The following is a 15231-nucleotide window of genomic DNA, read 5'->3' as shown; positions in this document are numbered from 1 at the left end:
GTCTGAAATTTGTGGGAAAAGGCTGTACACAACGGGATATGCCGCTAGGCTAGCGACAAGCTTAATGCGCCTGGATGAACATCCGACGCGTGAATCACAGATTTCCGGCCTGCCTGGCCAACTCCAGCCCGATGATGATGTCGGGCTTTTTATTGCCTGGCTTTTATCTGACAGACATCAAGCCAGGGCCTTGAGCAACGTATCAATGTCCTTCAACACACTCGCCTCGCCCTTCTCGCCCCAGCACAAGGCGATCATCTGCTTGTCGGCCTCGACCTTGTAGACATTGTCCGGCAGCGTCGCAAAATGCGCCAACAACAGTTCATCGACGCACACCTCACGCCACTGATTGACCCACACACCCGGCTCCAACTGCCAATAACTCCAGATGGCCGGCGTACGCCCGCGCCGTGGGCGGCAGTACTGCGCGCACGGGCTCGGCGGCTCCTGCTTGAGCCAGTGCGGCCACTCCTGGGGCGCCAACTGCATGGCCAGGCCGATGCGGCGCGCCTCCATCCGCAGGGCCATGCGTCCACTCTGATGGCGTGAGGGGCGCAGCCATGCCAGAGGGCTCAGAACCACTAGAAGGATTGACACCACTATCCAGACCGTCATATCTGTACTCCCGAATTTCTAAATGAGCGGATTTGATTTGACGCAACCCCATCCGCTTGAAAGCAGCCATACTGAACTTATTGCAGTCCCCTGGAGGAACGCCCCATGTCATACGAACATATTCTGGTCGCCGTAGACCTGACCGAAGAGTGCGATCCAGTCATCAAGCGCGCCCGCGCCTTCGCGGTCGCCAGCGACGCCAAACTGTCGCTGGTGCACATCGTCGAGCCGATGGCCATGGCCTTTGGAGGCGACGTGCCCATGGATCTGTCCCAGTTGCAGCAACAACAGTTTGACCAGGCCAAAGAACGCCTGGAGCGGTTGATCCTCAAATACCCGGAAGTGACCAAGGAGAACTCGCACCTCACCTACGGCCAGCCGCGCCAGGAAATCCACCACCTGGCCAAGGAACAGGGCTGCGACCTGATCGTGGTCGGCAGCCATGGCCGCCATGGCTTGGCATTGCTGCTGGGCTCGACCGCCAATGATGTGTTGCACGGCGCGCCGTGTGATGTGCTGGCGGTGAAGCTGGTAAAAAGCGCTAGACGTATTGAAAGCCGGTTAAACCATGTGGGAGCTGGCTTGTCGAGTCGGCGCACCGCTGCGATGGCATCACCACGGTGTGACTGAAACACCAAGGTGCATGCATCGCGGGCAAGCCCGACTCCCACACAAGCCAGCTCCCACATTACTGTATTTCATACAAAAAAACCGGCGCTCATATAAATGAGCGCCGGTTTTTTTAATGCGCTTGAATCACTCAGGCATCCAGCTCAGCCCAACGCTCAACCAACACTTCCAGCTCCTGGTTCAACGTCTCCAGGGAAGCAATGACCTTGGCGGTTTCCGCCGCCGGGCGCAGGTAAAAACCCGCGTCAGCCATGTCCGCCTCTACTGCGGCGATCTGCTGTTCCTTGGCGTCGATATCACCCGGCAAGGCTTCCAGCTCGCGTTGCAGCTTGTAGCTGAGCTTCTTCTTGGCCGCCGGCGCAGCTTCCTGGGCCGGTTCAGCAGCGGCAACCGCCACCACTGCCGAGGTCAAGTCGGCTTTGCCGGACTTGCTCTCGGTCACGCCCAGCAGGCGCGGCGAGCCGCCCTGACGCAGCCAGTCCTGATAACCACCGACGTATTCACGCACTTTGCCTTCACCTTCGAAGACCAGGGTGCTGGTGACCACGTTGTCGAGGAATGCCCGGTCGTGGCTGACCATCAGCACAGTGCCGTTGAAGGTCAGCAAGACCTCTTCCAGCAGCTCGAGGGTTTCCACGTCGAGGTCGTTAGTCGGTTCGTCGAGTACCAGCAGGTTGGCCGGTTTGCTGAACAGTTTGGCCAGCAGCAGGCGCGCACGCTCACCACCGGACAAGGCTTTCACCGGCGTACGTGCACGCTGTGGGCTGAACAGGAAGTCGCCCAGGTAGCTCAGCACGTGGCGGCTCTGGCCGTCGATATCGATAAAGTCGCGGCCTTCGGCGACGTTGTCGATCACGGTTTTTTCCAGGTCCAACTGGTGGCGCAACTGGTCGAAGTAGGCCACGTCGATCTTGGTGCCTTCCTCTACCGTGCCGCTGGTCGGTTGCAGGCCATTGAGCATCAGTTTGAGCAAGGTGGTCTTGCCGGTACCGTTGGCGCCCAGCAGGCCGATACGGTCGCCGCGCTGCAGGACCATGGAGAAGTCCTTGATCAGGAACGGGCCATCCGGGTGATGGAAGCTGACGTTCTCCAGCACCATAACCTGCTTGCCCGACTTGTCGGCGGTGTCGAGCTGAATATTGGCCTTGCCAGTGCGTTCGCGACGCTCGCTACGCTCATTGCGCAGAGCCTTGAGGGCACGTACGCGACCTTCGTTACGGGTGCGACGGGCCTTGATGCCCTGGCGGATCCAGACTTCTTCCTGAGCCAGCTTTTTGTCGAACAACGCGTTGGCGGTTTCTTCAGCGGACAGTGCGGCTTCCTTGTGCACCAGGAAACTGGCGTAGTCGCCGTTCCAGTCGATCAGGCCGCCACGGTCCAGTTCAAGGATGCGCGTTGCCAGGCTCTGCAGGAAGGCACGGTCGTGCGTGATAAACAGCACAGCGCCCTGGAAGTCCTTGATGGCTTCTTCCAGCCAGGCGATTGCGCCGATGTCCAGGTGGTTGGTTGGTTCGTCGAGCAGCAGCAGGTCCGGCTCGGACACCAGGGCCTGGGCCAGCAGCACGCGACGACGCCAGCCACCGGACAACTCGGCGAGGGTCTTGTCGGCCGGCAGTTGCAGGCGGCTAAGGGTGCTGTCGACCAGTTGCTGCAAGCGCCAGCCATCACGGGCTTCGAGGTCTTGCTGGACGTGCATCAGCTTGTCCAGGTCTTCTTCGGTGACGCAGTTCTGCGCCAGGTGATGGTATTGCGCGAGCAACTCACCGACGCCGTCGAGGCCTTCGGCAACCACGTCGAACACTGTCCGTCCGTCGGCCACCGGCAATTCTTGCGGCAATTCGCCGATCTTCAGGCCCGGGGCGCGCCAAACAGAGCCGTCATCGGGCTTCTGGTCGCCCTTAACCAGCTTCATCATGCTGGACTTGCCGGTGCCGTTGCGGCCGATGATGCACACCCGCTCACCACGGGCGATCTGCCAGGACACCTTGTCCAACAACGGCATAGCGCCGAAAGCAAGGGACACATCGCTGAATTTGAGCAGGGTCATACGCTTCTCCAAAAACTGGGCGCGCATTCTACCTGACTTGAGGGTTGGATGCGGCCGGCATTTTCGCTATCGACACGTTCTGTAGGACATTTACGCTGAACTTCAGCCAGCCGGCCGGCAAAGCTTTCGCCGGCCGCTGGCAAAAGGCTAAGCTAGGGGTAATCAGTGTCGGCAGTGCCGGTGCTAGTCGTGATTTCTCTGCACGGACGTCTCATGCGCAGTCGCCTTTTCAACTTTTTATCTTGTCTGCTTCTTTCCGCCACCGCCGTTCAATCCGCCCAGGCCGTGGACCTCACCACCCAACGTCAATATTACGATGAAGCCAAACGCGCCCTCGCCAAAGGCGACAGCGGCCCGTACATGCAATACAGCCAGGCGTTGGCCGACTACCCGCTCACGCCGTACCTGGCCTACGACGAGCTGACCGCGCGCCTGAAAACCGCAAGCAACGAGGAAATCGAACAGTTCCTCGCCAAAAACGGCGACCTGCCCCAGGCTAACTGGATGAAACTGCGCTGGTTGCGCTGGTTGGCCGACCGTGGCGACTGGCAGACCTTTGAAAAGTACTACGACGCCAAACTCAATTTCGTTGAACTGGACTGCCTGCATGGCCAGTACCAGCTCACCCATAACTTGAAAGCCGAAGGCTACAAGACCACCGAAAAACTCTGGCTGACCGGCAAATCCCAACCCGCCGCCTGTGACGCCACCTTCGGCCAGTGGGCCGCCGCTGGCCAACTCACCGAACAGAAAATCTGGGACCGCGCCAAGCTCGCCGCCGAAGCGCGCAACTACGCGCTGGCCAACAGCCTGGTGAAAACCCTGCCAACCCTCGGCGCCCAGGGCCGCCTGATGGTCGACGTAGCGCAAAAGCCCGACATGCTCAGCGATCCATCGCGCTTCCTGCCCGCCAGCGAGGCCATGTCTGACGCCGTAGGCCTGGGCCTGCGCCGCTTGGCACGCCAGGACCCGGAGAAGGCCATGGCCCTGCTCGACGGGTATGCCAGCAGCATGCACTTCTCCCGTGACGAAAAAGTGGCAATCGCCCGCGAGATCGGCCTGACCCTGGCTAAACGCTTCGACCCGCGCGCCCTTGAGGTGATGACCAAGTACGACCCGGAGTTGCGTGACAACACCGTCTCCGAATGGCGCCTGCGCCTGCTGTTGCGCCTGGCCCGTTGGGAAGACGCCTACCAGTTGACCCGCAAACTCCCACAAGACCTGGCCACCACCAACCGCTGGCGCTACTGGCAGGCTCGCAGCCTGGAACTGGCCGAGCCAAAAAACCCGCAAGCCCTGGTGCTGTACAAAAACCTGTCGCGGGAGCGGGATTTCTATGGCTTCCTCGCCGCCGACCGCTCCAAGGCGCCGTACCAGTTGAACAACAAGCCACTGGTGATGAGCCAGGCGCTGATCAACAAGGTGCGTAACACGCCCGGCGTGCGCCGTGCCCTGGAGTTCTATGCGCGCGGCCAGATCGTCGATGGCCGCCGCGAGTGGTATCACGTCAGCCGTCACTTCAACCGCGATGAAATGGTCGCCCAGGCCAAGCTGGCCTATGACATGAAGTGGTACTTCCCGGCGATCCGCACCATCAGCCAGGCACAGTACTGGGACGATTTGGATATCCGCTTCCCGATGGCCCACCGGGACACCTTGGTGCGCGAAGCCAAGGTGCGTGGCCTGCATTCGAGCTGGGTGTTTGCTATCACCCGCCAGGAAAGCGCCTTCATGGACGACGCCCGCTCCGGCGTCGGCGCCAGCGGCCTGATGCAACTGATGCCCGGCACCGCCAAGGAAACCGCGCGCAAGTTCAGCATCCCGCTAGCCTCACCGGCCCAGGTGCTCGACCCGGACAAAAACATCCAGCTCGGCGCGGCCTACCTGAGCCAAGTGCACAGCCAGTTCAACGGCAACCGCGTACTCGCCTCCGCCGCCTACAACGCCGGCCCCGGCCGTGTTCGCCAATGGCTGCGTGGTGCCGACCACCTGAGCTTCGACGTGTGGGTGGAAAGCATCCCATTCGACGAAACCCGCCAGTATGTGCAGAACGTGCTGTCTTATTCGGTGATCTACGGGCAAAAGCTCAACTCACCGCAGCCGCTGGTGGATTGGCACGAGCGGTATTTTGATGATCAGTAACACCTAGGCCGGAAGTCGCCATACTGTTGGCGACTCAACCCCCGTGGCGAGCGGGGGTCTTGTGGCGAGCGGGCTTGCCACAGCAAACCCGCTAGCCATCAGCCCTCGCTATTGGCGACCTCAAGCCCATCACTGAACTGCAACTAACACCTAGGCCGGAAGTCGCCATACTGTTGGCGACTCAACCCCCGTGGCGAGCGGGGGTCTTGTGGCGAGCGGGCTTGCCACAGCAAACCCGCTAGCCATCAGCCCTCGCTATTGGCGACCTCAAGCCCATCACTGAACTGCAACGCCGCCAACCGCGCATACAGCGGATTGCTCGCTATCAACTGCTGGTGCGTGCCTACCGCCACTAGCTTGCCCTGGTCCATCACCGCGATCCGATCGGCGTTCTTCACCGTCGCCAACCGATGCGCAATCACCAACGTGGTGCGGCCCTGCATCAGTTGCGGCAACGCCTGCTGAATCAAGTGTTCACTCTGGGCATCCAGCGCGCTGGTGGCTTCGTCCAACAGCAGGATCGGTGCGTCCACCAGCAACGCGCGGGCGATGGCCAGGCGTTGGCGCTGACCGCCGGAGAGGCCCATGCCGCCGTCGCCGAGATGGGTCTGGTAGCCGTCGGGCATTTGCAGGATGAAGTCGTGGGCGTGGGCGATGCGCGCGGCAACCTCGACCTGGGCGGTGGTGGCGGACGGGTTGCCGTAGCGAATGTTTTCTTCGACGCTACCGAAAAACAGCGCCGGGCTCTGGGATACCAACGCGAAGTGGCGGCGCAGGTCCATCGGGTCGAGTTCGGTCAGTGCGTGGCCTTCCAGCAGGATGCAGCCTTGCTGGGGGTCGTAGAAACGCAGCAGCAGGTCGAAAATCGTCGATTTACCGGCACCGGACGGGCCGACCAAGGCCAGGGTTTCGCCGGGATTGATGGTCAGGCTCACACCGTCGATGGCGTAGCTGTCGGGCCGCGAAGGGTAGGAAAAGCGCAGGTCTTGCAGTTCCATGCGGCCGCTGACGCGCTGCGGCAATTGCACAGTACCGGCGGCAGGCGCCTGAATTTCGTTACTCGACTGCAACAACTCGCCAATCCGCTCGGCGGCACCGGCGGCGCGCTGCAGCTCGCCGAGCACTTCGCTCAGGGTGCCAACAGCGCTGCCGACGATCAGGCTGTAGAACACGAACGCCGCCAGCTCACCACCGGAAATACGCCCGCTGATCACGTCCATACCACCGACCCAGAGCATCACGCCCACAGCGCCCAGCACCAGCATGATCACCAAAGTAATCAGCCAGGCGCGCTGTGCGATGCGCTTGCGCGCCGTGGCAAATGCCTCCTCCACGGTCACGGCGAAGCGCTGTTCGTCCTGCACTTGGTGGTTGTAGGCCTGCACGGTCTTGATCTGGCCGAGGGTCTCGGACACATAGCTGCCCACGTCGGCGATGCGGTCCTGGCTCAGGCGCGAGAGGCTGCGCACACGGCGCCCGAAGATCAGGATCGGCGCCAGCACCAGCGGCAGCGCGATCACCACGATACTGGTGAGCTTGGGGTTGGTGACAAACAGCAACACGATGCCGCCGATGACCATCAAGGCGTTGCGCAGAAACAATGACAGCGACGAGCCGATCACTGATTGCAGCAAGGTGGTGTCGGTGGTCAGCCGTGACTGGATTTCCGAACTGCGGTTGTTTTCGTAAAAGCCTGGGTGCAGGTAGATCAGGTGGTTGAACACCTGCCGGCGAATGTCCGCCACCACCCGTTCGCCGATCCACGACACCAGGTAAAACCGCGCAAACGTGCCCACGGCCAGGCCCAACACCAGAATCATGAACAAGCCGATGGACTGGTTGAGCAGGTGCGGCGATTGCGTCATAAAGCCCTGATCCACCAACAGGCGAATGCCCTGGCCCATGGACAAGGTGATGCCCGCCGTGACGATCAGCGCCAACAGGGCACCCAGCGCGTGCCAGCGGTAGGGCGCAATGAAGCGGCTGGCCAGGCGGATCGCGCGGCGTTGACGGACTGAAAGCATGGAGGGCAGCACCTGTGCAGGAAAAGTATCTACAGCACAACATTGGGGGAACTTGGCTGAATAACAATGAGTCAGGTTAATTATGCCCGCCGATGCTGACCGCTAGAGGCTATCGGTCTAACCCCTGGCTGGAAATTTGTATCGGTTTCTGGTGGACTGGATGTTCTAACCGATGACCTTGTAAGGAGTTGTAATAGCTCGGTCACGCGGGGGAATTAAAGTAGGTACACAACCTGATGAGGAGACAGGCCATGACCTTGCAAAATAGCAGCGATGCCAAGATTGAAGTGATCCGCCAACCGCAGTATCTGCCTTGCTCCGTGATCGACGCCCAAGGCCGCGAAGTGCAGATTACCGAAGAGATGATCCAGCAAGCGTGCCGCGAGCTGGAACAGCGACTGGTCAAGCCTGCCAAGCAAGGCTGATACGCCTAAGCTCTTTGTGACCCGGCCTTGATGGCCGGGTTTTTTATGCCTGTTTTAAAGGGTGATGGCGCCCAATGCCGAGACGATGTTCGACAGCGCCGCCGACTCGCCATTGATGCGCACCTTCAGGCCATCAATCTCACGGCGCTGCGGGTAGTGCTTGCGCAGCAGGTCGAACGCCTTGCGCTGCTCCTGCACGGTGCCTACGAGGCTGCGACGGAAATCCGCATCATCGCGGCGCGGGTCGTACACACTGCGGCACAAGGTCGCCAGCGCCCAGGCCGGGTCGGTCGATGCGTTCAAGTGCACCTCGGCCAGCCACGGTTGCGGCAGCAGATCACTTAAATGAATGCTCGGCTCCTGGCCCAGATGGGCACAGAACGCCTGGTAAATCTGCGCGGTGCCGCGCTGTTTGCCATCGAGACTGTAGCCGGCGATATGCGGAGTGGCCAGCACGCACAGGTCGGCCAGGTCGACATCCACTTCGGGCTCGCCTTCCCACACGTCCAACACCGCTTGCAGGTCCTCACGCTCCAGCAACACTTCCCGCAGCGCAGCGTTGTCCACCACCGGGCCGCGGCTGGCGTTGATCAGCCAGGTGCCGGGCTTGAGGCGGTTGAGCCGCTCGCGATCGAATAAGTGCCAAGTGCAGCCGTTGCCGGATTTGGTCAGCGGCGTGTGCAGGCTGATCACGTCGCACTGCTGGATGATCTGCTCCAGGCTGACGTAATCACCGTCTTCGGCAATCTGGCGCGGCGGGTCGCACACCAGCACGTTCCAGCCCAGGCCCTTGAGCACCTTGACCAACCGCCCGCCCACTTCACCGGCACCGACAACGCCGTAGGTACGCTGATTCAGGTCGGCGCCCTCGATCTCAGCCAGGGTCTGCAGGCTGCCCAGCACATAGTCCACCACGCCGCGCGCGTTACAGCCGGGCGCGCTGGACCAACTGATGCCGGCCTGTTTGAAGTAATCCAGGTCCAAATGATCGGTGCCGATGGTGCACGTGCCGACAAAGCGTACCTTTGTGCCTTCCAACAACGCGCGGTTGACGTTGGTCACCGAACGCACCAGCAGCACATCGGCCTGCTCGACCGTGGCGCGGTCGATGGAACGGCCGGGCACCCGGCGAATCTCGCCAAACCCTTCGAAGAATGCATCGAGCAGCGGGATATTTTCGTCGGCAACAATCAACATGGCAGGCTCCTTTCGCGGACCAGCAGTGTACAGGGATGCGATCTGTGTAACACCGCAGATGCCAGGTGGGCAGTGCTTGTGGGAGCGGCTGCCTGCGATGCAGACACCACGGTCTATCAGCTATACCGAGATGATGCTATCGCGGGCAAGCCCAGCTCCCACAGGGGTTCAGCGCCTGCCTGAAGATCGCTTACAAATCCCTAACACAGGTTTTTTCCTGACCCGTGCGTCAGCGCGTAGACTTCGCCGTCCTTTGCAACTCTTTTACTGGACAGCCGCACGTGAACACCGCCACCGCCGCCCTCTCCCGCCCCGCCCGCGTCAACCGTGAGGTGCGCAGCCTGCTGACCCTGGCCCTGCCGATCATGATCGGCCAGCTCGCGACCACCGCCATGGGCTTCGTCGATGCGGTGATGGCCGGGCGTGTAAGCCCTCGGGACCTGGCGGCGGTGGCCCTGGGTAACTCGATCTGGATTCCGGTGTACCTGCTGATGACCGGCACCTTGCTGGCCACCACGCCGAAAGTCGCCCAACACTTCGGCGCCGGCCGCCACACCGAGATTGGCCCGCTGGTGCGCCAATCCTTGTGGCTGGCCGTGGTGGTCGGGCTCACCGCGCTGCTGATGCTGGTCAGCGCCGAGCCGATCCTGCATGCGATGAACGTCGACCCCGAGCTGATCAAACCCTGCATGGCCTACTTGCACGGCATCGCTTCCGGCATGCCCGCCATCGCTCTGTATTACGTGTTTCGCTGCTTCAGTGATGGCCTGGGCCGAACGCGGCCGAGCATGGTCATGGGCCTGTGCGGGCTGGCGCTGAATATTCCGCTGAACTACGTGTTCATCTATGGCCATTTCGGCGTGCCGGCCATGGGCGGCGTGGGCTGTGGCTGGGCCACGGCGATTGTGATGTGGGTGATGATGCTCGGCCTGGCCGCCTGGACTCGCTGGGCGCCGGCTTACCAGAGCAGCGAGTTGTTCAAGCGCTTCGACTGGCCAAAATGGTCGGTGATCAAGCGCGTGCTGAGCATCGGCCTGCCGATTGGCATCGCGGTATTTGCCGAATCCAGCATCTTTGCGGTGATCGCCCTGCTGATCGGCAGCCTGGGTGCCAACGTGGTGGCCGGCCACCAGATCGCGCTGAACTTCAGCTCGCTGGTATTCATGATCCCTTACTCGCTGAGCATGGCCGTGACCGTGCGTGTTGGCCAAGCCCTGGGCCGTGGCGAGCCGCGTGAAGCGCGCTTTGCCGCCGGGGTCGGCATGGGTACGGCACTGACCTACGCCTGCCTGTCGTGCAGCCTGATGCTACTGTTTCGCGAGCAGATTGCGACGATCTACACGCCGGACCCGCTGGTGATTCACGTGGCGTCGATGCTGATTGTGTTTGCCGCGCTGTTCCAGTTTTCCGACGCGATCCAGGTCACGGCCGCCGGCGCGTTACGCGGCTACCAGGACACACGGGTGACCATGGTGCTGACCTTGTTTGCTTACTGGGGTGTGGGGCTGCCGGTGGGTTACGCCCTGGGGCTGACCGACTGGCTGGGCGCCGCCAGGGGCCCGAGTGGCTTGTGGCAGGGGCTGATCGTGGGCTTGAGCTGCGCCGCCGCGATGCTGGTGATCCGCCTGGCACGCAGCGCGCGCCGGCGGATTCGCCACGTTGCGGCGCTGGCTTAATCGACCTTCTTGCGAATCCAGTACAGGTACGTACCGGCCTGCTCCTGCTGATCCACCAGCTCGTGGTCCAGGAACACGCAAAACTTGGGAATATCGCGACGGGTCGACGGGTCGGTCGCGATGACCTTGAGCAAACCGCCGGGCGGCAGGTCGCGGATGTGTTGGTGCAGCATCATCACCGGTTCCGGGCAGTTGAGGCCGGTAGCGTCGAGCGTACCGTCGACAGGTAAATCAACACTCATAGTTCACTCCTGAAACTGGCCCGATCACTGTGGGAGCGGGCTTGCCCGCGATGACCGGGGCACATTCAACATAGACGTCTACTGTTATACCGCTATCGCAGGCAAGCCAGCTCCCACATTAGCCCTTAGAACTCAGCGGGCCTTAGGTTTCTTCACATCCACCAGCCGACGCAAATGGCACGTCACTTCCTCACGGTCGTGGTACAGCTGCTTGCAGCCGATCTCAACACGAATGCCACGCGCCTTGAAGCCTTCTTCAATGCGCTCCAGCAGGCGTTTCACCTCGGCGTAACGCTGCTTCATCGGCAACTTCAGGTTCACCACTGCCTCACGGCAATAGCCCTCGCCGATCCAGGTTTCCAGCAGCGCCGCGTTACGCGCCGGCTTCTCGACGATATCGCAGACCATCCAATCCACCGGCTGCTTGGGCACGAAGGTGAAGCCGTCGGCCATCAAATGCTGCACAAGTCCCGTGTCCATGAGGCTTTCGGCCATCGGGCCGTTATCGATGGCGGTCACCAGCATGCCACGGTTGACCAATTGCCAGGTCCAGCCGCCGGGGGCTGCGCCGAGGTCAACGCCGGTCATGTCGCCGTGCAGGCGCTCGTCCCACTGGTCGCGGGGGATGAAGTGGTGCCAGGCCTCTTCCAGCTTCAAGGTCGAACGGCTAGGTGCGTCACGCGGGAACTTGAGGCGCGGGATGCCCATCGGCCACATCGCCGAGTTGTTCGACTCGGCCAGGCCCATGAACACTTCGCGACCGCTCTTGAAGGTCAGCAGCAGGCGCGGCTTGCTCGGGTCGTCAATCAGCTTGCCGGCATTCAACAAGGCTTTGCGCAGGTGCACTTCGAATTTCTTGCAGAAGTTCGACAGTTCCTTGCCGTCATTGGTGTCGACCATCTCCAGCCACAGGCTGCCGCACAGCGGGAAGCCTTGCAGGTGGGCGAGGATCACACTGATGCGGTCGGTTTCCGGCAGGTCGATAAACACCCCGCGCGCCCACTGCCTTGGGAAGATCAGCTCGGCAAAGCGCTGGCCGTGCATCAGGCGCTGGGCGCCGTCTTCTTCGGTGCAGACAAATTCGGCGCAGGCGCTGCCGGTCTTGGTCTTGGCATAGCCGGAAACGTTCAGGCGCGCGGCGTGTTCCGCGATCTCGGAACAGACTTCGCCTTCAAAACCCGGGCGGCAGTGCATAAAAAGGGTGTTCATCAACTCTCCTGGTGACTCAACCGGCATTGCGCTATCGCACTACCTGTCATGAAAACGCGCGCATGATAGCCGAGTTCGGAACCTTGGACTTAACGATAGAGTCCAGTTATTAGCCTGCTAATGAAAACAGGGCTAAGTTGAACGCTCTGTTCGTCCCGTCAGGTCCGTAGCCGTGCGGACCATAAGGAGTCATGTAATGCCATCCCTTGATAGCCTGAGAACCCTTAAAACCCTGCAAATTGACGCCAAGACCTACCATTACTTCAGCTTGCCCGAAGCGGCCAAGAGCCTGGGTGACCTGGATAAGCTGCCGATGTCCCTCAAGGTGCTGCTGGAAAACCTGCTGCGCTGGGAAGACGCCAAGACCGTCACCGGCACCGACCTCAAGGCCATCGCCGCCTGGCTCAAAGAGCGCCGGTCCGACCGCGAGATTCAATACCGCCCAGCCCGGGTACTGATGCAAGACTTTACCGGCGTACCTGCCGTGGTCGACCTGGCCGCCATGCGCGCCGCCGTGGCCAAGGCCGGTGGCGACCCGCAGCGCATCAACCCGTTGTCTCCCGTGGATTTGGTCATCGACCACTCGGTGATGGTCGACAAGTTCGGCACCAGCAGCGCCTTCGAGCAAAACGTCGACATCGAAATGCAGCGTAACGGCGAACGCTACGCCTTCCTGCGTTGGGGCCAAAGTGCCTTCGATAACTTCAGCGTGGTGCCGCCGGGCACCGGCATCTGCCACCAAGTCAACCTTGAATACCTCGGCCGCACCGTGTGGACCAAGGACGAAGACGGCCGCACCTATGCCTTCCCCGACACACTGGTGGGCACCGACTCGCACACCACCATGATCAACGGCCTGGGCGTACTCGGCTGGGGCGTGGGCGGGATCGAAGCTGAAGCAGCAATGCTTGGCCAGCCGGTGTCGATGCTGATTCCAGAAGTGATCGGCTTCAAGCTCACCGGCAAATTGAAAGAAGGCATTACCGCCACCGACCTGGTGCTGACGGTTACTCAGATGCTGCGTAAAAAAGGTGTGGTGGGTAAGTTCGTCGAGTTCTACGGCGACGGCTTGGCCGAACTGCCCCTGGCCGACCGTGCCACCATCGCCAACATGGCCCCGGAATACGGCGCCACCTGCGGCTTTTTCCCGGTGGACGACGTAACCCTGGACTACCTGCGCCTGTCCGGCCGCCCGGCAGAAACCGTCAAGCTGGTTGAGGCTTACACCAAGGCCCAGGGCCTGTGGCGCAACGCCGGTCAGGAGCCCGTGTTCACCGACACCCTGGCGCTGGACATGGGCAGCGTCGAAGCCAGCCTCGCCGGGCCGAAACGCCCGCAGGACCGGGTTTCGCTGCCGAATGTGGCCCAAGCCTTCAGCGACTTCCTCGACCTGCAATTCAAACCCACCAACAAAGAAGAAGGCCGCCTGGAAAGTGAAGGCGGTGGCGGTGTTGCCGTGGGCAATGCCGACTTGGTAGGCGAAACCGATTATGAATACGACGGCCGCACCTATCGCCTGAAAAACGGCGCGGTGGTGATTGCCGCGATCACGTCCTGTACCAACACCTCCAACCCGAGCGTGATGATGGCCGCAGGTCTGGTGGCGAAAAAAGCCGTGGAGAAAGGCCTGACCAGTAAACCCTGGGTGAAAACCTCGCTGGCGCCCGGTTCCAAAGTGGTCACCGACTACTACAAGGCGGCGGGCCTCACCCAATACCTCGATCAGCTTGGCTTCGATCTGGTGGGCTATGGCTGCACCACCTGCATCGGCAACTCCGGCCCACTGCCGGAGCCCATCGAAAAAGCCATCCAGAAAGCCGACCTCGCCGTGGCCTCGGTGCTGTCCGGCAACCGTAACTTCGAGGGCCGCGTTCACCCTCTGGTGAAAACCAACTGGCTGGCCTCGCCGCCCCTGGTGGTCGCCTATGCGTTGGCCGGCACCGTGCGTATCGACATCAGCAGCGAGCCGCTGGGCGAAGGCAAAGACGGCAAGCCGGTGTACCTGAAAGACATCTGGCCGAGCAGCCAGGAAATCGCCGACGCCGTGGCCCAAGTCAGCACCGGCATGTTCCACAAGGAATACGCTGCGGTATTCGCCGGTGACGAGCAGTGGCAAGCCATTGAAGTGCCGCAGGCCGCGACTTACGTGTGGCAGAAGGATTCCACCTACATTCAGCACCCACCGTTCTTTGACGACATTGCCGGGCCACTGCCGGTGATCAAAGACGTCAAAGGCGCCAACGTGTTGGCATTGCTCGGCGATTCGGTAACCACCGACCACATCTCCCCTGCCGGTAATATCAAGACCGACAGCCCCGCCGGCCGCTACCTGCGCGAGCAAGGCGTGGAGCCACGTGACTTCAACTCCTACGGTTCACGCCGGGGCAACCATGAAGTGATGATGCGCGGCACTTTTGCCAACATCCGTATCCGCAATGAAATGCTCGGCGGCGAAGAAGGCGGCAACACGCTGTACATCCCCACCGGCGAGAAAATGCCGATCTACGACGCGGCCATGCAATACCAGGCCTCGGGCACGCCATTGGTGGTGATCGCCGGCCAAGAGTACGGCACCGGTTCAAGCCGCGACTGGGCGGCCAAGGGCACCAACCTGCTGGGCGTCAAAGCGGTGATCGCCGAGAGTTTTGAGCGGATTCACCGCTCCAACCTAGTGGGCATGGGCGTGCTGCCATTGCAGTTCAAGCTGGACCAGAACCGCAAAGCGCTCAAGCTCACCGGCAAGGAGAAGATCGACATACTCGGGCTGACCGATGCCGACATCGAACCGCGGATGAGCCTGACACTGGTGATTACGCGCGAGGATGGCAGCAGCGAGAAGGTCGAGGTGCTGTGCCGGATTGATACCTTGAATGAAGTGGAATACTTCAAGGCGGGTGGGATTCTGCACTATGTACTGCGCCAGTTGATCGCCTCTTAAGGCGATCCTCAGATCGATGTAGATCAATATGGGAGCTGGCTTGCCTTAGATGGCGGTGGGTCTCCGTAAGGCGCTGCATCTTTCGA

10 protein-coding genes and 1 pseudogene are annotated in these 15231 nt (G+C 61.4%); 5 read left to right on the top strand and 6 right to left on the bottom strand.

All coding sequences use genetic code 11. From position 1 onward, the window contains the following. Positions 1-177 precede the first annotated feature (177 nt). Complete coding sequence (locus tag GJU48_RS07265; RefSeq protein ID WP_094951164.1) at positions 178-615, bottom strand: hypothetical protein; 438 nt, start codon at positions 613-615, stop codon at positions 178-180. Between the two features lie 105 nt (positions 616-720). On the opposite strand from GJU48_RS07265, the pseudogene GJU48_RS07260 reads away from it, so the two are divergent. Next, positions 721-1155 (top strand): annotated as a pseudogene (locus GJU48_RS07260) (universal stress protein); the annotation flags it as partial. A 220-nt stretch (positions 1156-1375) separates the two neighbouring features. Here the strand turns inward: GJU48_RS07260 and GJU48_RS07255 are convergent. Continuing rightward, positions 1376-3292 (bottom strand): ATP-binding cassette domain-containing protein, encoded by a 1917-nt coding sequence (locus GJU48_RS07255; protein ID WP_094951166.1) that lies wholly within the window; start codon positions 3290-3292, stop codon positions 1376-1378. Positions 3293-3505: 213 nt separating this feature from the next. Here GJU48_RS07255 and GJU48_RS07250 point away from each other — a divergent pair, with 213 nt between their 5' ends. After that, entirely contained in the window at positions 3506-5434 is a 1929-nt protein-coding gene (locus GJU48_RS07250; RefSeq protein WP_094951167.1) for a transglycosylase SLT domain-containing protein, read from the top strand. Positions 5435-5679: 245 nt separating this feature from the next. On the opposite strand, the gene GJU48_RS07245 is transcribed toward GJU48_RS07250, so the two are convergent. Beyond that, positions 5680-7467, bottom strand: a complete 1788-nt coding sequence (locus GJU48_RS07245) for an ABC transporter transmembrane domain-containing protein (protein ID WP_176462940.1) — start codon at positions 7465-7467, stop codon at positions 5680-5682. Positions 7468-7709: 242 nt separating this feature from the next. Between GJU48_RS07245 and GJU48_RS24850 the strand changes: the two genes are divergently transcribed. Then, a complete protein-coding gene (locus tag GJU48_RS24850; protein WP_176462939.1) occupies positions 7710-7883 on the top strand; it encodes a PA1571 family protein in 174 nt (57 codons plus the stop codon). 54 nt (positions 7884-7937) lie between these two features. Here GJU48_RS24850 and pdxB read toward each other — a convergent pair whose 3' ends face one another. Next, positions 7938-9080 (bottom strand): 4-phosphoerythronate dehydrogenase PdxB, encoded by a 1143-nt coding sequence (gene pdxB, locus GJU48_RS07240; RefSeq protein ID WP_094951169.1) that lies wholly within the window; start codon positions 9078-9080, stop codon positions 7938-7940. Positions 9081-9361: 281 nt separating this feature from the next. Here pdxB and GJU48_RS07235 point away from each other — a divergent pair, with 281 nt between their 5' ends. Beyond that, positions 9362-10756, top strand: coding sequence for an MATE family efflux transporter (locus GJU48_RS07235; protein ID WP_094951170.1), 1395 nt, complete (start codon positions 9362-9364; stop codon positions 10754-10756). On the opposite strand, the gene tusA is transcribed toward GJU48_RS07235, so the two are convergent. Both tusA and rlmM read right to left on the bottom strand, forming a co-directional pair. Continuing rightward, positions 10753-10998 (bottom strand): sulfurtransferase TusA, encoded by a 246-nt coding sequence (gene tusA, locus GJU48_RS07230; RefSeq protein ID WP_094951171.1) that lies wholly within the window; start codon positions 10996-10998, stop codon positions 10753-10755. The two genes, GJU48_RS07235 and tusA, sit on opposite strands and share 4 nt — an antisense overlap. 132 nt (positions 10999-11130) lie before the next feature. Next, entirely contained in the window at positions 11131-12207 is a 1077-nt protein-coding gene (gene rlmM, locus GJU48_RS07225; RefSeq protein ID WP_094951172.1) for a 23S rRNA (cytidine(2498)-2'-O)-methyltransferase RlmM, read from the bottom strand. A gap of 196 nt (positions 12208-12403) precedes the next feature. On the opposite strand from rlmM, the gene acnA reads away from it, so the two are divergent. Continuing rightward, positions 12404-15145, top strand: coding sequence for an aconitate hydratase AcnA (gene acnA / locus GJU48_RS07220; RefSeq protein WP_094951173.1), 2742 nt, complete (start codon positions 12404-12406; stop codon positions 15143-15145). Positions 15146-15231: the final 86 nt, after the last annotated feature.

Origin of the sequence: Pseudomonas sp. IB20, assembly GCF_009707325.1 — a bacterium.
Lineage (GTDB): Bacteria > Pseudomonadota > Gammaproteobacteria > Pseudomonadales > Pseudomonadaceae > Aquipseudomonas.
The sequence above is the reverse complement of the archived record's forward strand: the minus strand, read 5'-3'. Positions and strand labels throughout refer to the sequence as shown.